Origin of the sequence: Stenotrophomonas sp. TEPEL (genome assembly GCF_004348785.1) — a bacterium.
GTDB lineage: Bacteria > Pseudomonadota > Gammaproteobacteria > Xanthomonadales > Xanthomonadaceae > Stenotrophomonas > Stenotrophomonas indicatrix.
On sequence record NZ_QQXJ01000001.1, the window covers coordinates 2,854,569 to 2,873,798 of the forward strand.

At 66.5% G+C, this 19,230-nt stretch carries 14 protein-coding genes and 1 pseudogene; all 15 read left to right on the forward strand.

From position 1 onward, the window contains the following. The first annotated feature begins 83 nt into the window (after nt 1-83). The 15 genes and pseudogenes from tsf (at nt 84) to dnaE (ending at nt 19,220) form a co-directional block, all read left to right on the forward strand. Nucleotides 84-908, forward strand: a complete 825-nt coding sequence (gene tsf / locus TEP_RS12980; protein WP_132826536.1) for a translation elongation factor Ts — start codon at nt 84-86, stop codon at nt 906-908. Between the two features lie 270 nt (nt 909-1,178). Then, on the forward strand, nt 1,179-2,717 hold the full coding sequence (locus TEP_RS12985) for a GGDEF domain-containing protein (protein WP_132825538.1): 1,539 nt from the start codon (nt 1,179-1,181) through the stop codon (nt 2,715-2,717). Between the two features lie 119 nt (nt 2,718-2,836). After that, entirely contained in the window at nt 2,837-3,565 is a 729-nt protein-coding gene (pyrH, locus tag TEP_RS12990) for a UMP kinase (protein ID WP_025877663.1), read from the forward strand. 97 nt (nt 3,566-3,662) lie between these two features. Continuing rightward, on the forward strand, nt 3,663-4,217 hold the full coding sequence (gene frr, locus TEP_RS12995; protein WP_049465365.1) for a ribosome recycling factor: 555 nt from the start codon (nt 3,663-3,665) through the stop codon (nt 4,215-4,217). Between the two features lie 5 nt (nt 4,218-4,222). Then, nucleotides 4,223-4,990 carry a polyprenyl diphosphate synthase gene (gene uppS / locus TEP_RS13000; protein ID WP_132825539.1) on the forward strand — a complete coding sequence of 256 codons (768 nt, stop codon included), beginning with the start codon at nt 4,223-4,225 and terminating at the stop codon, nt 4,988-4,990. Beyond that, entirely contained in the window at nt 4,987-5,823 is an 837-nt protein-coding gene (locus TEP_RS13005; protein ID WP_132825540.1) for a phosphatidate cytidylyltransferase, read from the forward strand. Before uppS ends, TEP_RS13005 begins: the two co-directional genes overlap by 4 nt. A gap of 2 nt (nt 5,824-5,825) precedes the next feature. Next, the gene (locus TEP_RS13010; protein ID WP_132825541.1) at nt 5,826-7,016 is read left to right on the forward strand and encodes a 1-deoxy-D-xylulose-5-phosphate reductoisomerase; all 1,191 of its coding nucleotides are present in this window, start codon (nt 5,826-5,828) and stop codon (nt 7,014-7,016) included. Nucleotides 7,017-7,071: 55 nt separating this feature from the next. Then, nucleotides 7,072-8,430: an RIP metalloprotease RseP gene (rseP, locus tag TEP_RS13015; RefSeq protein ID WP_132825542.1), complete on the forward strand. Its 1,359-nt coding sequence runs from the start codon at nt 7,072-7,074 to the stop codon at nt 8,428-8,430. 74 nt (nt 8,431-8,504) lie between these two features. Continuing rightward, nucleotides 8,505-10,868: an outer membrane protein assembly factor BamA gene (bamA, locus tag TEP_RS13020; protein ID WP_132825543.1), complete on the forward strand. Its 2,364-nt coding sequence runs from the start codon at nt 8,505-8,507 to the stop codon at nt 10,866-10,868. A gap of 421 nt (nt 10,869-11,289) precedes the next feature. After that, nucleotides 11,290-12,301, forward strand: a pseudogene (gene lpxD / locus TEP_RS13025) (UDP-3-O-(3-hydroxymyristoyl)glucosamine N-acyltransferase). Further along, the gene (gene fabZ, locus TEP_RS13030; protein ID WP_025877675.1) at nt 12,298-12,753 is read left to right on the forward strand and encodes a 3-hydroxyacyl-ACP dehydratase FabZ; all 456 of its coding nucleotides are present in this window, start codon (nt 12,298-12,300) and stop codon (nt 12,751-12,753) included. Before lpxD ends, fabZ begins: the two are co-directional and overlap by 4 nt. A 19-nt stretch (nt 12,754-12,772) precedes the next feature. Next, nucleotides 12,773-13,564 carry an acyl-ACP--UDP-N-acetylglucosamine O-acyltransferase gene (gene lpxA / locus TEP_RS13035; RefSeq protein ID WP_132825544.1) on the forward strand — a complete coding sequence of 264 codons (792 nt, stop codon included), beginning with the start codon at nt 12,773-12,775 and terminating at the stop codon, nt 13,562-13,564. Between the two features lie 53 nt (nt 13,565-13,617). Continuing rightward, nucleotides 13,618-14,820: a lipid-A-disaccharide synthase gene (gene lpxB, locus TEP_RS13040; RefSeq protein ID WP_240790759.1), complete on the forward strand. Its 1,203-nt coding sequence runs from the start codon at nt 13,618-13,620 to the stop codon at nt 14,818-14,820. Next, nucleotides 14,817-15,488, forward strand: a complete 672-nt coding sequence (locus TEP_RS13045) for a ribonuclease HII (RefSeq protein ID WP_132825546.1) — start codon at nt 14,817-14,819, stop codon at nt 15,486-15,488. The genes lpxB and TEP_RS13045 overlap by 4 nt, the downstream gene beginning before the upstream one ends. A 153-nt stretch (nt 15,489-15,641) precedes the next feature. After that, nucleotides 15,642-19,220 (forward strand): DNA polymerase III subunit alpha, encoded by a 3,579-nt coding sequence (gene dnaE, locus TEP_RS13050; RefSeq protein WP_132825547.1) that lies wholly within the window; start codon nt 15,642-15,644, stop codon nt 19,218-19,220. Nucleotides 19,221-19,230: the final 10 nt, after the last annotated feature.

The window sequence follows — 19,230 nt, forward strand, 5'->3', positions numbered from 1 at the left end:
CCGTCGAGGCTGGCATCACGTGAGCGCAGGCACTGGAAGATCGCGCTGTGCTCGCTGTCGATCGGGATGATCTCGGCGCCGGCATGATGGAATGCAAGAAGGCGCTCACCGAGGCCGGCGGCAACATCGACGCCGCTGCTGAAGCGCTGCGCAAGTCCGGCGCTGCCAAGGCCGACAAGAAGGCTGACCGCGTGGCCGCCGAAGGTCGTCTGGGCCTGGCCCAGGACGGCGGCAAGGCCGTGCTGGTCGAGATCAACTCGGAAACCGACTTCGTCGCCAACGACATCAACTTCAAGAACTTCGTCGATTCCGTCGCTGCCGCTGCCCTGGCATCGGGCGCCGCCGACGTGGAAGCCCTGAAGTCGGCCACCCTGCCGAGCGGCCAGACCGTCGAAGAAACCCGCGCGACCGCCGTGCAGACCCTGGGTGAGAACATCCAGATCCGTCGCCTGGTCAAGCTGGACACCACCGGCAACATCGGTTCCTACGTCCACACCAACGGCAAGGTCGGCGTGCTGGTCGACCTGATCGGCGGCGACGTCGAACTGGCTCGCGGCCTGGCCATGCACGTGGCTGCGCTGAAGCCGCCGCACAACAAGGCTGCCGATGTGCCGGCCGAGTTCGTGGAAAAGGAAAAGGAAATCGAACTGGCCAAGATGTCCGAGAAGGACAAGTCCAAGCCGGCCGACATCCTGGAAAAGATCATCAGCGGCAAGATCAACAAGATCGTCAGCGAAGTGACCCTGTACGGCCAGAGCTACGTGCTGGACGGCGACAAGACCGTCGAGCAGGTGGTCAAGGCTGCTGGCGCCGACGTGGCTGGCTTCCAGCTGCTGGTCGTTGGCGAAGGCATCGAGAAGGTGGTGGAAGACTACGCCGCCGAAGTTGCCAAGGCGATGCAGGTCTGATTCCAGCCTCACGGCTGTAATGAAACCAGAAGGAGCCGCGGGAAACCGCGGCTCTTTTTTTATGCCGCCGGGCCTGTGGGTGCCCTTCACCTGTGGGTGGCCGAATCTGTGGGTGCACACCGTTGGTGCGCACACCGACACCTTTGCGTTGCAAGCGAATCAAGCCGATACTCGGCACAAGGGAACCTGCAGTCACATAACAGGAACGAAAGTCGCGGACTGTGATGCATTCCTAGGTATTCTTGTCCTAATGGAATTGAACGACCCGACATGCCTCCCGAGCTGACAGCTGCCCTGGCGCTTTGCCGCAACCTCCCCTCGCCGCCCGGTATTGCCCTGCGCATCATCGAACTGGCACAGGATCCGGAAGCGGACATCGCAACCGCTGCGGACATCATCGCCATCGACATGGCGTTGAGTGCGCGCATGCTGCGTATCGCCAATTCACCGCTGTATGCCAGCCGGCGCCGGATCGAGAACCTCGGCCAGGCACTGACCATGCTCGGGCTGAATGCCACGATCAGCCTCGCCCTGGGCTTCACTGTCACCCAGGGCCTGACCGGCAACGGCGGCGCCGACCACGACCTGCGCCAACGCGCCTGGAAGCGCAGCATCCTCAGCGCACTGGCTGCCAGCCAGCTCGGCCAGGCACGCGGCCTGCGCCGGCTGGAGGAACTGATGCTGGCCGGGCTGCTGCAGGACATGGGAGTGCTGTGCCTGGCCCAGGCCGAATCCGAACGCTACCTGCCGCTGCTACGCGAGGCGCGCGACAACCCCGACCTGATCGCGCGCGAGCGCCAGGAACTGGGCTGCAGCCACGCCGACGTCGGCGCATGGGTGGCCGAGGAGTGGGGCCTGCCGCGCTATCTGGTGGACAGCATCCGCCACAGCGAGGACGAGGGCACCGCCGAGAATCCGTTCCAGGCCTGCGTACAGCTGTCTGGCGCGGTCGCCGACATCTGGCTGGATGAAGACGCAGATGGCGCACGCGAACGCGCTCTGCAGCAGGTCCATGACCACCTGCAGATGGACAGCGCCCGCTTCGACCAGGTCCTGGCGCGGATCAGCGAAGCGCTGCCGGACATCGCCAGCCTGTTCGAGAACGGCCTGAACTCGCCGGCACGGGTGCGTGAGCTGATCGACCACGCCCAGGAGCTGGCCACCCTGCGCAACCTGCGCGAACTGCAGGACGCCGACCAGGCCCGGCGCCGCGCCGACGAATTCGAGGCCCGCGCCAAGCGCCTGGCCGACCAGGCCCATCGCGATGCCTTGACCGGCGTCCTCAACCGCCGCCAGCTCGAAGCCGTGCTTGAAGAGGAATTCCTGCGCGCCGGCCGCCACGGCTGGCCGTTGTCGGTGGCCTTCATCGACCTGGACGATTTCAAGAAGATCAACGATGCGCACGGCCACCTGACCGGCGACGAGGTGCTGCGCGCCTTTGCCGGCAAACTGCAGGGGCAGCTGCGCAACAGCGACACCGTGGCCCGTTTCGGCGGCGAGGAGTTTGTCGCGCTGCTGCCCAATACCAGCGAATCGGTGGCCCTGGACGTGATCCGCCGGGTGCTGGCGAACATCGTCGCCACCCCGATGGCGGAACTGGAAGGTGGCCCGCTGTTCATCACCTTCTCGGCCGGCGTGGCCACCCAGGGCGGCTACGAGCGCTTTGCCGGCGTGCAGGACCTGCTGCGCGCGGCGGATGACGTGCTCTACCGCTCCAAGAACCTGGGCCGCAACCGGGTCATCGCACGCTCTCCCGGCGAGCTGGGGCATCATGAACAGCCTGCCACGGCTGGCGCCGAGCTGGGCTGAACGATGCGCCCCGGATGTACGGGGCATACCGGTATTTTACGCCGCAGTGCACAAAACGCTTTGGCCGCGCGCCGCTTGCGCGTAGAATCGCCCGCGATTTCCACGCACCCGAGGTCCCTATGTCCAAGCTCGCCTATCGCCGCATCCTGTTGAAACTTTCCGGGGAGGCGCTGATGGGAGATGAGGACTACGGCATCGACCCAAAGATCATCAACCGCCTGGCCCGTGAAGTCGTCGAGGCCCAGCAGGCGGGCGCAGAAGTCGCCCTGGTCATCGGCGGTGGCAACATCTTCCGCGGTGCGGGCCTCGCCGCCGGCGGCATGGACCGGGTCACCGGCGACCAGATGGGCATGCTGGCCACGGTCATCAATGCGCTGGCCATGCAGGATGCGCTGGAAAAAGTGGGCGCCAAGGCCCGCGTGATGAGCGCGATCAAGATCAACGACGTGTGCGAGGACTACATCCGCCGCCGCGCCATCCGCCACCTGGAAAAGGGCCGCCTGGTGATCTTCGCCGCTGGTGTTGGCAGCCCGTTCTTCACCACCGACTCCGGCGCGGCCCTGCGCGCGATCGAGATCGGCGCCGACCTGCTGCTGAAGGCAACCAAGGTCGATGGCGTGTACGACAAGGATCCGAACAAGTACAGCGACGCTGTCCGCTTCGACAGCCTGAGCTACGACGAAGTGATCCGCCGCGGCCTGGAAGTGATGGATACCGCCGCCTTCGCCCTGGCGCGCGACAGCGACCTGCCGATGCGCGTGTTCGACATGGGCCAACCGGGCGAACTGCTGAAGATCCTGCACGGCGAGAACATCGGCACCCTCGTCCAGGGCCGCGACCCGGCCTGAGGCTGAGCGCAAGGCGACCTCCGGGCCGATTCAGGCCCGGCGGCGTCCCGTATTCGCCTATAATCGCCCGATTCCAGTTACATCCAGGACCCTGGCGATGCTCAACGACATCAAGAACAACGCGCAGACGCGCATGGCCAAGAGCATCGACGCTCTTAAGCACACCCTCACCTCGATCCGCACCGGTCGCGCCACGCCGGCCCTGCTGGACCGCGTCACGGTCAATGCTTACGGCAACGCCAGCACCCCGCTGAACCAGGTTGCGTCGATCTCCAACGCCGATGCCCATTCCCTGCTGGTCACGCCCTTCGACAAGAGCATGATCAAGGAGATCGAAAAGGGCCTGTACAACATCGAGCTGACCCCGAACACCATCGGCACCTCGATCCGCGTCAACCTGCCGCCGCCGACCGAAGAGCGCCGCAAGGAACTGGCCAAGCAGGTACAGAAGGAAGGCGAAGGCGCCAAGATCGCCATCCGCAACATCCGCCAGGACGCGAACAAGGAAATCGCCAAGCTGCTGAAGGACAAGGCGATCAGCGAAGACGACAAGAAGCGCGGCGAAGACGATATCCAGAAGCTGACCGACAGCAACATCAAGGATGTCGATAAAGTCGTCGCCGACAAGGAAAAGGAACTGATGTCGGTCTGAAGTCGATGCCTTCAGTCCCGCCTCCCCTGCCGGCCGCCCTGCCCCGCCACGTTGCCATCATCATGGATGGCAACGGGCGTTGGGCGCAGCTGCGCCGTCGCCCCCGCGTGATCGGCCATCGTGCCGGCGCGCGCGCGGTCAACCGCACCATCGAACGCTGCCTGGAACTGGGCATTCCGGCCCTGACCCTGTTCGCGTTCTCCAGCGAGAACTGGGGCCGGCCACAGGAAGAAGTCGATGCCTTGATGAAGCTGTTCCTCGGCGCGCTCGACCGCGAAGTGGATGAGCTGCATCGGCGTGGCGTACGCGTGCGCTTCATCGGCGAACGCGAGCGCTTCGGTGCTGCCCTCGTCAGCCGCATGCAGCTGGCCGAACAGCGCACCGCCGACAACACCACACTGACCCTGTCGATCGCCGCCAGCTATGGTGGCCGTCAGGACATCGCCCGTGCCGCACGCGCACTGGCCGCTGAAGTGGCCGCCGGCCGCCTGCTGCCCGAGCAGATCGACGAATCCCTGCTGGGGCGACAGGTGGCCCTGGCCGATCTGCCGCCACCGGACCTGTTCATCCGCACCGGCGGCGATACCCGCATCAGCAACTTCCTGCTGTGGCAGCTGGCGTATACCGAGCTGTGGTTCACCGAAGCGCTGTGGCCGGATTTCGACGCCGCGCAGCTGCAGCTGGCGCTGGATGCCTACGCCAGCCGTGAGCGCCGCTTCGGCCTGACCAGCGCCCAGATCGCCGCCCTGGCCACCGAGACGTCCAGCCCATGACCAAGACCCGAGTCCTCGCCGCGCTGATCATGGCGCCGGTCGCCATTGCGGCGATCCTGTTGCTGCCGACGCAATGGCTGGCCGCCGCCGCCGCTGCCGTGCTGCTGATCGGCCTGTGGGAATGGCTGAAGCTGGCCGATGTCGAAGACACCCTCGCCCGCACCGTGCTGCTGGTCCTCAACCTGCTACTGATGGTGCTGCTGGTGTGGGCCGATGCCGGCACCCTGGTACTGTTCCAGATCGCGACCCTGGCAGGCGTGGCCTGGTGGCTGGGTGCGCTGGTGTGGCTGCGCTTCTTCAACTTCGGCGCACAGCCCGGCAGCCCGGCGCGCATCCTCAAGCTGCTGGCCGGCACCCTGGCCATCGTGCCGGCGTGGGCCGCGCTGGTACTGATCCATGCCGGCGGCGACCCGCCCGGGCATCAGGGCCACCTGTGGCTGCTGGCCGCGCTGGCACTGGTCTGGGCCGCTGATTCGGGCGCCTACTTTGCTGGCCGTCACTTCGGCAAGCACAAGCTGGCACCGCGGATCAGCCCGAACAAGACCTGGGAAGGCCTCGTCGGCGGGCTGATCGCCGGCGTTGCGGTGGCCGTCGGCCTCGGCTGGCTGGCCGGCATCGATGCCGCGCACCTGCCCGGCCTGCTGGTCACCTCGGTGGTGGCGGTATTCGCCTCGGTACTGGGCGACCTGTTCGAAAGCCTGATCAAGCGCCATGCCGGCGCCAAGGATTCAGGCCACCTGATCCCCGGCCACGGCGGCGTGCTCGACCGCGTCGACGGCGTGCTGGCGGCCATCCCGGTGTTCGCACTGGGCAAGGAAATCTTCGGGTTCTGACCATGGACGCTGCTGCAGACCTGCGCCGGGTCGCCGTATTCGGCGCCACCGGCTCGATTGGTGCCTCCACGCTTGACGTGATCGCCCGCCATCCGCTGCGGTACCAGGCCACCGTGCTTGCCGCCGGCCGCCAGGTCCAGGCGCTGCTGGCCCTGTGCCGGCAGCACCGGCCCGCGCATGCGGTGATCGCCGATGAAACCCTGTATGCCGAACTGCGCGACGGCCTGCGCGACGCCGGCCTGGCCACCCAGGCCCACGCCGGCCATGCCGCGCTGGACCAGCTGGCGGCCAGCGACGCCTGCGACACCGTGGTCGCCGCGATCGTCGGCGCCGCCGGCCTGTCCTCGACCCTGGCCGCCGCTGCGGCCGGCAAGCGCATCCTGCTGGCCAACAAGGAATCGCTGGTACTGGCTGGCGAACTGCTGACCCGTACCGCCGAACGTGCCGGCGCCGAGATCATCCCGATCGACAGCGAGCACAGCGCGATCTTCCAGTGCCTGCGCTCACGTGATGCCAGCCTCGACGGTGCGGGCGTGCGCCGCATCCTGCTGACCGCCTCGGGTGGTCCATTCCGCGGGCGCAGCCGCGCCGAACTGCAGCAGGTCACCCCGGCCCAGGCCGTGGCGCATCCGAAGTGGTCGATGGGGCCGAAGATCTCGGTCGATTCGGCGACGTTGATGAACAAAGGCCTGGAGGTCATCGAGGCCCACCACCTGTTCGGCATCCCCGGCGAACGCATCGAGGTGCTGGTGCATCCGCAGAGCCTGGTGCATTCGCTGGTGGAGTTCGTTGACGGCTCCACGCTGGCGCAGATGGGCCTGCCGGACATGCGCACCACCCTGGCCGTGGGCCTGGGCTGGCCGCAACGGATCGAATCGGGCGTGTCCGGGCTGGACCTGCTCGCCCAGGGCCGGCTGGATTTCGAGCCCCCCGACACCGACGCCTTCCCCTGCCTGGCGCTGGCATGGCAGGCGATGCGCGCCGGTGGCACTGCCCCGGCCGTGCTGAACGCCGCCAACGAAGAGGCTGTTTCAGCGTTTCTTCAGGGCCGCATAGGCTTCCTGACCATTCCGGCGCTGGTTGCTAACGCTCTTTCAACACTGCCGACCGAACCAGCCGATACACTTGAGGTTCTGTTGTCCGCCGACCAGCGGGCCCGCCAGCTGACCCTGAACGCCATCGCCGCCACCTGAACAGCGCACCCATCCCGTATGACGCCGCCGCCCGTGTCCGCCAATGTGAACCTGCATGACTGACTTCATCGGATCGGTCTGGTGGATGATCGTCAGCCTTGGGCTGCTGGTCACCTTCCACGAATTCGGGCACTACTGGGTCGGGCGCCTGTGCGGGGTCAAGGTGCTGCGCTTCTCGGTCGGCTTCGGCCGTCCGCTGTGGTCGCGCCGGGACCGCCATGGCACCGAGTTCGCCATTGCCGCCATCCCGCTGGGCGGTTATGTGAAATTCCTCGACGAACGCGAAGTCGAGGTCCATCCGCACGAGCGCGGCCAGGCCTTCAACCACAAGACCGTGTGGCAGCGCATCGCCATCGTCGCGGCCGGCCCGATCGCCAACCTGCTGCTGTGCATCCTGCTGCTGTGGGCGATGTTCGTGATCGGCAAGCAGGACTATTCGGCAACCGTCGGCCGCGCTACCGGTATGGCCGCCACGGCCGGGCTCGGCAGTGGTGACCGCCTGTTGCGCGTGGACGGCCGCGATGTGATCACCCTGGGCGAGGCCAGCATGGCCCTGACTGCGGCGGCGATGGACCGTCGCGACGTGACCCTGGAGGTGCTCGACCCCGCCGACCAGCTGCGCTCGCGCACCCTGCCGCTGTCGCAGCTGCCGGCCGGCTTCGATGAACGCCGGGTTCCGATCCTGGCCGGCGTGTACTGGCGTGCGTGGCTGCAGCCGCCGCTGGTGGACACCATCGTGAAGGGTTCGGCCGCAGAGGGTCACCTGCAGACCGGCGATCTGATCGTGGCGATCGACGGTCAGCGCATCGACAGCGTCGAACAGGCCATCAGCGAAGTGGGCAGCCTCGGCCGCCGCGGTGGCCCGGCGATGATCGAGGTGCTGCGGGGTGGCGAGCGCCTGGCGCTGGAGATCACCCCGCGCCAGGGCAAGGACGGCAAGGGCCAGCCTATCTGGCAGATCGGCGCCGGCTTTGCCCAGAGCTACAGCCCCGCCTACGACACCCTGCTCAAGTTCGGCCCGCTGCAGTCGGTCACGGTCGCGGTGCGCGAAACCGGCAGGATGGCCGCCGATTCATTGGCCATGATGGGCCGGATCGTGACCGGCAAAGCCTCGCTGCAGAACGTTTCCGGCCCGGTCACCATTGCCCGGGTCGCCAATGTTTCGGCCAAACGTGGCGTGGATTGGTTCATCCAGTTCCTCGCCCTGCTGTCGCTCAGCTTGTGCATCATCAACCTGCTGCCGATCCCCATCTTGGACGGCGGCCACCTGCTGTATTACCTTATCGAGTTGGTCAAGGGCAGCCCGCTGAGCGAGCGTGCCGTCGCCGCCGGCCAATACATCGGCCTGGCGTTGCTGGCCGGGCTGATGGGATTGGCGTTCTACAACGACATCCTCGGCCTGGTCCCGCGATGAACTTTTCCATGTTTTTGCCGTCTACAGCGTCGGCATCCCTTACCAATGAAATCGACCTTCCTACCGGACGTGACATGACGCGACTCCCCAATCGCCGCCTGCTGGCCCTCGCCCTCGCCGCCGTCACCGGCGCTCCCGCCCTGGCCCAGGCAGCCGAGCCCTTCACTGTCAGCGACATCCGCGTCGACGGCCTGCAGCGCATCAGTTCCGGTACGGTGTTCACCTACCTGCCGGTCGAGCGTGGCGAGACGGTCACCGACAGCAAGGTCGGCGAGACCATCCGCGCCCTGTACAAGACCGGCTTCTTCGAAGACGTGCAGCTGGATCGCCAGGGCAGCATCCTGGTGGTGACCGTCAAGGAGCGTCCGGCGATCAACAAGCTGACCGTCACCGGCAACAAGGACATCAAGTCCGACCAGCTGCTCAAGGGCCTGTCCGACATCGGCCTGACCGAAGGCGGCACCTTCGATCGCCTGAGCCTGGATCGCGTCACCCAGGAACTTCGCCGCCAGTACAACGATCGTGGCAAGTACACCGTCGACATCACCCCGACCGTGAGCCCGCTGGACCGCAACCGTGTCGACATCGCCATCGCGATCAAGGAAGGCAAGGCGGCCAAGATCCGCCACGTCAACATCGTCGGCACCGAGAAGTACGACAGCAAGGACATCCTGGAATACTGGGAGTCCAAGGAGCACAACTGGGCGTCGTGGTACCGCCGTGACGACCAGTACTCCAAGGAAAAGCTGTCCGGCGACCTGGAAAAGCTCAACTCCTGGTACCTGGACCGCGGCTATGTCGACTTCAGCATCGACTCGACGCAGGTGTCGATCAGCCCCGACAAGCGCGACATGTTCATCACCGCCGGCGTGACCGAAGGCGACCAGTACAAGATCTCCGAGATCAAGGTCAGCGGCGATACGATCCTGCCGCAGGAAGACGTCGAGCGCATGGTCGTGCAGAAGTCCGGCGACACGTTCTCGCGTGCCCTGCTGGAATTCAGCTCCGACTCGATCACCAACTCGCTGTCCAACATCGGTTATGCCTTCGCCAAGGTGAACCCGATTCCGACCACCAACCGCGCCGAGCAGACCGTGGCGGTCAACATGCAGGTCGTGCCGGGCCCGCGCGTGACCGTCCGCCGCATCATCTTCAAGGGCAATACCCGCACCTCCGATGAGGTGATGCGCCGCGAAATGCGCCAGTTCGAGAACAGCTGGTACTCGCAGGCCGCGATCGACCGTTCCAAGATCCGCCTGCAGCGCCTGGGCTACTTCGAAGCGGTGGACGTGGAAACCCCGCCGGTCAGCGGCAGCAACGACCAGGTCGACGTCGTCTACAACGTCAAGGAAACCACCTCGGGCAGCTTCGTGTTCGGCCTGGGCTATTCGCAGTCCTACGGCATGACCACCTCGGTGCAGCTGTCGCAGAACAACTTCCTGGGCGGCGGCAACCGCGTGTCGGTCGAGGCCTCGCGCAGCAGCTACCTGCAGCGCTACGGCTTCAGCTACACCAACCCGTACTTCACCGATGACGGCGTTTCGCTGGGCTACAACCTGTCCTGGCGCGAACTGGACTACTCCGACTTCAACACCGCGCAGTACAACAGCACCAACGGTTCGGCGCAGGTGGTGTTCGGCGTGCCGATCACCGAGACCGACACCGTCTCGCTGATGTTCGGCATCGACAGCAACCAGATCACCACGTACGCGGGCTCGACCCCGCAGTCGATCATCGACTACATCGATGCCGTCGGCAGCCGCACCTTCCATGCGTGGCGCACCGAGCTTGGCTGGGCCCGCGATTCGCGCAACGACTACTTCATGCCGACCCGCGGCACCTACCAGCGCGTGGGCCTGGAAACCACCCTGCCGGGCTCGACCATCGAGTACTACAAGCTGAACTACCAGATCAGCAAGTACTGGCCGATCATCCCTTCGCTGGTGATCAACACCCGCGCCGAGATCGGCTACGGCGATGCCTACGGCAACGACAAGACCCGCGTGATCGACAACGGCGACGGCACCACCCGTACCGTCACCGCCTCGGGCCTGCCGTTCTACGAGAACTTCTACGCCGGCGGTACCAACTCGGTGCGCGGCTTCGAGGACAATACCCTCGGCCCGCGCGAGGTGACCCGCGGCTACCCGAACGGCCAGCCGCTGGGTGGTTCGCTGAAGACCGTTGGTTCGGTCGAAGCCTACTTCCCTCGCCTGTTCGACAGCCCGTCGGCCCGCGTGTCGGCCTTCGTCGACTTCGGCAACGTCTACAACGGCACCGACAACTTCAAGGCCAACGAGCTGCGCGTGTCCACCGGTGTGGCCCTGCTGTGGCGCGCCCCGGTCGGCCCGATCTCGATCAGCTACGCGTTCCCGCTGAAGAAGAAGGACGGCGACGAGATCGAACGTCTGCAATTCACGTTCGGTGGCCAGTTCTGAGGAACAACGTTCCTCAGAACTGATCCACCTCCGGTGAATTGCCCGCGCATTTCACCTATCCCCCGCGCCGCTGGCGCGCCCCCCTTAACAGAAGGGGGGCTTTCCACCAGACGGGTCTCGAATCGCCGGGCATTGCCCGGCGTTTCCGTTATTGAAGCGCTCGCTGACGCGCGGTGAGCCGAGTATGGCCCGGTGCTGCAGGCGACTGTGGACGTTGGATCCGCTCGCGCGCGGAAGACTATCCGGCGATGGCGCAGGGGGCTGACCAGGACCGTTGGCGCCATGGATGGCGCCAACGAGCCCCCAGTGATGGGTTTACGGCGTGTTCCGGGCAGCCCCTGCGCCATCGCCCCACGGATCAACCAGGCGCCGGCTTTTGCTCCCGCATGACCGCAATGGCGTCACACGTTAAACTCCCGCCGTGAATACTCCTACCTACACCGCCCAGCAACTCGCCGATCAGTTCGGCCTGCAGGTCCATGGCGACCCAGGCAGCGCCATCCATGGCGTGGCCACCCTCGCCCATGCCGGTGCCGGCCAGCTGACCTTCCTTGCCAACCCGCGCTACCGCGCCCAGCTGGCCGACAGCCAGGCCGGCATCGTGGTGCTGCGCGCCGAGGATGCCGACGCAGCTCCCGGTACCGCGCTGGTCGCCAAGGACCCTTACACCACCTTTGCCAAGATCGGCGCGCTGTTCGACATCGCCCCGACCCATCCATCCCAGCGCTGTGATCGATCCGCAGGCGCAGGTCGCCGCCAGCGCCCACATCGGTCCGTTCGTCACCATCGGCGCACGCAGCGTCATCGGCGAGAACTGCATCATCGGCGCTGGCAGCATCATCGGCGAAGACTGCACCCTCGACAGCGGCTGTGAACTGATCGCCCGCGTCACCCTGGTCACCCGCGTCAAGCTGGGCAAGCGCGTGCGCATCCATCCCGGCGCCGTGCTGGGCGCCGATGGCTTCGGCCTGGCCATGGACGCTGGCAAATGGATCAAGGTGCCGCAGCTTGGCGGCGTCCGCATCGGCGACGACTGCGAGATCGGCGCCAACACCTGTGTTGACCGTGGCGCGCTGGAAGACACCGTGCTGGCCGAGGACGTCCGCCTGGACAACCTGGTGCAGATCGCACACAACGTGCAGATCGGCGCCCATTCGGCCATCGCAGGCTGCACCGGCATTGCCGGCAGCGCCAAGATCGGCCGTTACTGCCTGCTCGGCGGCGCCGTTGGCGTCGTCGGTCATCTGGAAATCTGCGACAAGGTCGTGATCACCGGCAAATCGGTGGTCCGCAACTCCATCACCGAGCCGGGCGAGTATTCCTCCGGCACGCCCCTGACCGACAACCGCACGTGGCGCAAGAATGCCGCGCGCTTCAAGCAGCTCGATGCACTGGCCCGTCGCATCCTGTCTGTGAGCAAGGAGAAAGAATGAGCCACACCCAGACCCTGCCGGACATGGCGCAGATCCAGACGCTGCTTCCGCACCGCTACCCGTTCCTGCTGGTGGACAAGGTGGTGTCGATCGACTATGAGAAGCGCACGATCGTCGCGACCAAGAACGTCAGCATCAACGAGCCGTTCTTCCAGGGCCACTTCCCGGGCCAGCCGATCATGCCCGGCGTGCTGATCATCGAAGCCATGGCCCAGGCCGGCGGCGTGCTGACCCAGTTGACGCTTGGCCGCGATGCGCAGTCCAAGCTGTTCTACATGGTCAAGGTCGACAAGGCCCGCTTCACCAAGCAGGTGGTGCCCGGTGACGTGCTGGAGATGCACGTGGAGATCAAGCGGGTGATCCGCAACATGGCCGTGTACGACTGCGTGGCCAAGGTCGACGGCGAAGTCGTCGCCTGCGCCGAGGTGTTGTGCGCCGGCACCCGCGAATGACCCTGGCTGGAGGTCCGAGATGAGCGACAACGCCCCCCTGATCCACCCCACTGCCGTGATCGATCCGTCGGCGCGCTTGGCCGACGATGTCCGCGTGGGCGCGTTCACGATCATCGGGCCGGAGGTTGAGATCGGTGCCGGCACCGAGGTCGGTCCGCACTGCAGCATCCATGGCCCGACCCGGATCGGCCGCGACAACCGTTTCATCGGTCATGTCGCGGTCGGCGGCGAACCGCAGGACAAGAAGTACGGCGGTGAACGCACCGAACTGGTGATCGGCGACCGCAACGTGTTCCGCGAGTTCGTCACCCTCAACCGTGGCACTGGCGGCGGCGGTGGCATCACCACCATCGGCGATGACAACTGGATGCTGGCCTACACGCACGTGGCCCACGATTGCCACGTCGGCAACTTCTGCGTGTTCTCCAACAACACCACGCTGGCGGGCCACGTGACCGTGGGTGACTACGTGATCATCAGCGGCTTCGCCGGTGCGCACCAGTTCTGCCGCATCGGTGCCCATGCTTTCCTCGGCATGGGCGCGCTGACCAATGGCGACGTCCCGCCGTTCACCATGGTCGGCACCGACTCGCTGGGCCGCCCGCGCGGCATCAACAGTGAGGGCCTGAAGCGTCGCGGCTTCGATCCCGAGCGCATCACCGCCATCAAGCGTGCCTACCGCACGCTGTACGTGGCGGGCCTGCCGCTGGCCGAAGCCAAGGCACAGCTGGCCGAGCAGGCGCGCGACAGTGACGACGTCAAGTCGATGCTGGACTTCATCGAACATACCGAGAGGCACCTGCTGCGATGAGCAGCGCGACCGGCCAGGCGCCGGCCGGCGCCGAGGTGATTTCGCTGGCCTCGATGGCCGGCAGCGTGCCTGCACACCGGGTGCTCAGCGAGCGCCCGTTGCGGATCGCCCTGGTCGCCGGTGAAGCCTCCGGCGACCTGCTCGGCGCAGGCCTGGTGCGCGAACTGAAAGCCCGCTTCCCGCATGCCGAATTCGCCGGCATCGGCGGCGATGCCATGCGCAGCGCCGGTTGCCAGACCTGGCACGATGCCAGCGAACTGGCGGTGATGGGCCTGACCGAAGTCCTGCGCCATCTGCCGCGCCTGCTCAAGCTGCGTTCGGCCTTCCGCCAGCGTGCGCTGGAGTGGCAACCGGATGTGTTCATCGGCATCGACGCGCCGGACTTCAATCTGGGTATCGAACGCTGGCTGAAACAGCGTGGCGTGCGCACCGTGCACTACGTCAGCCCTTCGGTATGGGCATGGCGCGAGAAGCGTGCCGAGAAGATTGGCAGCAGCGCCGACCTGGTGCTGTGCCTGTTCCCGATGGAACCACCGATCTACGCCAAGCACGGCATCGACGCGCGCTTCGTCGGCCATCCGATGGCCGATGACATCCCGCTGCACGTCGACCGGGAAGCGGCCCGGATCGAGCTCGGCCTGCCCGCCTCGGCCAAGGTGCTGGCCGTGCTTCCCGGCAGCCGCCTGGGCGAGATATCCAAGCTCGGCGAAGCCTTCTTCGAGGCCGCCTGGCAGGTATCCGAGCGTATTCCCGGCCTGCACGTGGTGGTCCCGGCGGCCAACGCGGCCTGCCGGCGCCTGATCGAAGAGCAGCTGTCACGCTCGGCGCTGCCGGTGGCCTATTCGCATGTACTGGACGGCCAGGCACGCAACGCGATGATCGCCGCCGACGTGGTGGTGCTGGCCTCCGGTACCGCCACCCTGGAGGCGATGCTGGTGAAGCGGCCGATGGTGGTCGGCTACCGGGTCAACGAACTGACGTACCGCTTGGTGAAGGCGCTGGGCTTGATCAAGGTCGACCGCTTCGCCCTGCCCAACATCCTGGCCGGCCAGGACCTTGCGCCAGAGCTGATGCAGCACGACTGCACGCCGGAAAAACTGGCCGCCGCCATCCAGCAGTGGTTCGACCATCCGCAGCGGATCGCCGACCTGCAGGGCACCTACACTCGCCTGCATGAACGCCTGCGCCGCAACGCATCGGCGCGCGCCGCCGATGCCGTTGGCGAGCTGCTGGTGCGCGGCCTGGAAAAGGCATGAGCCGCCGTCACGCCGCAGCCGCCAGCCTGGCCCTGTTCGATGGCACGGCCGTGATCGACCCCGGCCACCGCATCGCCGGTGTCGACGAAGCCGGCCGCGGACCACTGGCTGGCCCGGTGGCGGTGGCAGCGGTGGTGTTCGACCCGCAGCGGCCACGACTGAACGGCCTGGATGATTCCAAGCAGCTGACCGCGGCCCGCCGCGAGCAGCTGCATGACCGCATCCTCGACCGCGCCCTGGCCTGGCACGTGGTGCTGGTGGACGTGGAAGCCATCGATCGCCTGAACATCTATCAAGCCACCCTGCAAGGCATGCGCGATGTCGTCGCGGCGGTGGCCCACGTGGCCGGCTTCGCCCGCATCGACGGCAACGTGGTGCCCAAGGGGCTGGTGCTGCCGGCGCAGGCGCTGGTCGGCGGCGATGGCATCGACCGCGCGATCATGGCGGCCTCGATCCTGGCCAAGGTCTCGCGCGACCGCTACATGCTGGACCTGCACGCACGCCACCCGCAGTATGGCTTCGACCAGCACAAGGGATACGGCACCCCGGCGCATCTGGCCGCCCTGCGTGAACACGGCCCGTGCGCCGAGCACCGGCGCAGCTTCGCCCCGGTGCGCGAGTGCCTGGAGGCACCGCCGGCTGTGGCGGCCGCCATCGCGGTCGCCTGACCGTTCACCGGGCATGCGCGCAATCGCCGTACCGTCAAGCCTTGTCGCCACCCCCTGCCCTCGCTACCCTGACCGGGCACTCCAGCGCTTCCCGACCCCGGCGACGATTCCCGCGTCTGCACCCGGGGCCTGCGCGCTCCAACCTGGTCCGGCATGTCCAACTCCCGCTTCGTACATCTCCACGTCCACACCGAGTTCTCGCTGGCGGACTCCACCATCCGTGTGCCGGCAAAGCCGGACCAGGCCGACCCGAAGAAGGCCAAGCAGGCCAACCTGCTGTCGCGCTCGGTCGAACTCGGCCTGCCTGCGCTGGCGGTGACCGACCTCAACAACCTGTTCGCCCTGGTCAAGTTCTACAAGGCCGCCGAAGGCGTGGGCATCAAGCCCATCGCCGGCGCCGACGTGATGATCGCCGAAGAAGGCCAGGACCCGTGGCGGATGACCCTGCTGTGCCGCGACCGCGAGGGCTACCTGAGCCTGTCGCGTCTGCTGACGCGGGCATGGATGGAAGGCCATCGCCCCGAGGGCGGCGTGGCGGTGCATCCGGACTGGCTGAAGGCCGGCAACGCCAACCTGTTCGCCCTGGCCGGCCGTGAGAGCCTGGCCGGGCGCCTGGCGCTGGATGGCAAGCACGATCTGGCCGAGCAGCAGCTGGCCGACTGGCAGCGCGTGTTCGGCGACGGCCTGCACCTGGAGCTGACCCGCACCGGCCGTGACGGGGAAGAGAGCTTCAACCAGTTCGCGCTGATGGCCGCCGGCCAGCGTGGCCTGCCGGTGGTCGCCAGCAACGACGTCCGCTTCCTGTCACCGTCCGATTTCAGCGCGCACGAAGCACGCGTGTGCATCTCCACCGGCCGCGTGCTGGATGACCCCAAGCGCCCACGCGAGTACAGCGACCAGCAGTACCTGAAGTCGGCCGAAGAGATGTGCGCGCTGTTCGCCGACATCCCCGATGCGATCGACAACACGCTGGCGCTGGCCGAGCGCTGCAACATCGAGATGCGCCTGGGCACCTACTTCCTGCCCGACTATCCGGTGCCCGACGAGGAGACGCTGGACAGCTGGATCCGCAGCGAGTCGCGCAAGGGCCTGGCCGCACGCCTGGAAAAGAATCCCATCGCGCCCGGCATGACCGCGCAGGATTACAGCGACCGCCTCGAGTTCGAGCTGGACACCATCATCAAGATGGGCTTCCCCGGCTACTTCCTGATCGTGGCCGACTTCATCCAGTGGGGCAAGGCACAGGGCATCCCGATCGGCCCGGGCCGTGGTTCGGGTGCCGGCTCGCTGGTGGCATGGGCGCTGCAGATCACCGATCTGGACCCGCTGCCGTACAACCTGCTGTTCGAGCGCTTCCTCAACCCCGAACGCGTGTCGATGCCCGACTTCGACATCGACTTCTGCATGGACCGCCGCGACGAAGTCATCGACTACGTCGCGCGCAAGTATGGCCGCGAGCGGGTCAGCCAGATCATCACGTACGGCACCATGGCGGCCAAGGCAGTGGTGCGCGACTCCGGTCGCGTGCTCGGCTTCCCCTACGGCCTGGTCGACGGCGTCGCCAAGCTGATCCCGAACATCCTCGGCATCTCGCTGAAGGATGCGATGGGTGAGGGCAAGGACAGCGAGATGGCCTCGCCCGAGCTGATCCAGCGCTACCAGAGCGAGGACGATGTCCGCGACCTGATCGACCTGGCACGGCAGCTGGAGGACCTGACCCGCAACGCCGGCAAGCACGCCGGTGGCGTGGTGATCGCGCCCGAGCCGTTGAGCGAGTTCTGCCCGCTGTTCGCCGAACACGATGAAGACGGCCGCGGCAAGAATCCGGTCACCCAGTTCGACAAGAACGACGTTGAAGAAGTCGGCCTGGTGAAGTTCGACTTCCTCGGCCTGCGCACGCTGACGATCATCGACTGGGCGGTGAAGGCGATCAACAAGCGCCACGAGCGCGCCGGCATTCCGCCGGTGGACATCACCCAGCTGCCGCTGGACGATGCGCCCACCTACAAGGACATCTTCGCCTCGGGCAATACCGGCGCGGTGTTCCAGTTCGAATCCTCGGGCATGCGCCGCCTGCTGAAGGACGCCAAGCCCGACCGTTTCGAAGACCTGATCGCGCTGGTGTCGCTGTACCGACCCGGCCCGATGGACCTGATTCCCTCCTTCGTCGACCGCAAGCACGGGCGCGAAGACGTGGAGTACCCCGATCCGCGCACCGAGCGCATCCTGCGCGACACCTACGGCATCATGGTGTACCAGGAGCAGGTGATGCAGATGGCGCAGATCGTCGGCGGCTACTCGCTGGGCGGCGCCGACCTGCTGCGCCGTGCGATGGGCAAGAAGGTGCCGGCGGAAATGGCCAAGCACCGCGAAATCTTCCGTGAGGGTGCAGCCAAGGGCGGTGTCGACGGTCCCAAGGCCGACGAGATCTTCGACCTGATGGAGAAGTTCGCCGGCTACGGCTTCAACAAGTCGCACGCCGCCGCCTACGCCCTGGTGAGTTACCAGACGGCCTGGCTCAAGCGCCATTACCCGGCCGAGTTCATGGCCGCGACGCTGTCTTCGGACATGGACAACACCGAAAAGGTGGTCGGCTTCCTGGACGAGGTGCGCAACCTTGGCCTGACCGTGCTGCCGCCGAAGGTGAACCAGTCCGCCTTCATGTTTGAAGCGGCCACGCCGGACACCATCCAGTACGGCCTGGGAGCGATCAAGGGCGTCGGCCAGGGTGCCTGCGAAGCGGTGGTGGAGGAACGCCTTCGCGGCGGCCACTACACCGACCTGCTCGACTTCTGCACCCGCATCGGTTCGGCCAAGCTCAACCGGCGCACGCTGGAAGCGATGATCAACTGCGGCGCGCTGGATGAGCTGGGCCACAACCGAGCCTCGCTGATGCTGCAGCTGCCGGAAGTGATCAAGGCGACCGAACAGATGGCGCGCGAGCGTGCGTCCGGCCAGAACTCGCTGTTCGGCGGTCCGGATCCGGGCGCGACGACGATCCAGCTGGACCTGCCGCAAGCCGACGAGTGGCCGTTGCTGCAGCGCCTCAACGGCGAGCGCGACACGCTGGGCTTCTACCTCAGCGGCCACCCGTTCGACCCATGGCGCGATGACGTGCGCGATCTGGTCGGTACCGACCTCGGCTCGGTGGAAAAGATCTGGAGCGCCAACAGCAACAGTGGTGGCGGCGAGAAGCGCTGGCGTCCGGAAGTGCAGACCGTGCTTGCCGGCCAGGTGGTCGGCGTGCGCCGCAAGGGCGAGAGCCAGATCTTCATCCAATTGGAAGATGGCCGTGGCCGCGTCGAATGCAGCGCGTTCTCCGATGCCATGGCCGAGTTCGGCCACCTGATGACCAAGGACCGCATCCTGGTGGTCAAGGGCGGCCTGCGCGAAGACGAATTCAATGGCGGCTTCGCCCTGCGCATCCGCCAGTGCTGGGACTTCGACGAGGTCTGTGCGAACTACGCCACGCGCCTGTCGCTGCGGCTGGACCTGCGCCATCAGCGGCCGGTGTGGGAACGCATCGACGCCCTGCTCGACCGCCATCGCCCCGGCCGCACGCCCCTGCGCCTGGACCTGCTGCTGAAGGGACCCGATGGCGGCATCGCCGGCATGCTCGATGTTTCCGGGCAGAGCGCGGTGCGCGTCGATTCCAGGCTGATGGAGGCGCTGCGCGCCGAACCGGCCGTGCGCACGCTGAAGGTGCGCTACAGCCCGCCATGGGCCAGCTGAGACTGGCCCC

Bases quoted from the DNA above. Each gene is read 5' to 3' on its own strand.
- tsf (WP_132826536.1), top strand. From the start codon at position 84: ATGATGGAATGCAAGAAGGCGCTCACCGAGGCCGGCGGCAACATCGAC.
- TEP_RS12985 (WP_132825538.1), top strand. From the start codon at position 1,179: ATGCCTCCCGAGCTGACAGCTGCCCTGGCGCTTTGCCGCAACCTCCCC.
- pyrH (WP_025877663.1), top strand. From the start codon at position 2,837: ATGTCCAAGCTCGCCTATCGCCGCATCCTGTTGAAACTTTCCGGGGAG.
- frr (WP_049465365.1), top strand. From the start codon at position 3,663: ATGCTCAACGACATCAAGAACAACGCGCAGACGCGCATGGCCAAGAGC.
- uppS (WP_132825539.1), top strand. From the start codon at position 4,223: ATGCCTTCAGTCCCGCCTCCCCTGCCGGCCGCCCTGCCCCGCCACGTT.
- TEP_RS13005 (WP_132825540.1), top strand. From the start codon at position 4,987: ATGACCAAGACCCGAGTCCTCGCCGCGCTGATCATGGCGCCGGTCGCC.
- TEP_RS13010 (WP_132825541.1), top strand. From the start codon at position 5,826: ATGGACGCTGCTGCAGACCTGCGCCGGGTCGCCGTATTCGGCGCCACC.
- rseP (WP_132825542.1), top strand. From the start codon at position 7,072: ATGACTGACTTCATCGGATCGGTCTGGTGGATGATCGTCAGCCTTGGG.
- bamA (WP_132825543.1), top strand. From the start codon at position 8,505: ATGACGCGACTCCCCAATCGCCGCCTGCTGGCCCTCGCCCTCGCCGCC.
- fabZ (WP_025877675.1), top strand. From the start codon at position 12,298: ATGAGCCACACCCAGACCCTGCCGGACATGGCGCAGATCCAGACGCTG.
- lpxA (WP_132825544.1), top strand. From the start codon at position 12,773: ATGAGCGACAACGCCCCCCTGATCCACCCCACTGCCGTGATCGATCCG.
- lpxB (WP_240790759.1), top strand. From the start codon at position 13,618: ATGGCCGGCAGCGTGCCTGCACACCGGGTGCTCAGCGAGCGCCCGTTG.
- TEP_RS13045 (WP_132825546.1), top strand. From the start codon at position 14,817: ATGAGCCGCCGTCACGCCGCAGCCGCCAGCCTGGCCCTGTTCGATGGC.
- dnaE (WP_132825547.1), top strand. From the start codon at position 15,642: ATGTCCAACTCCCGCTTCGTACATCTCCACGTCCACACCGAGTTCTCG.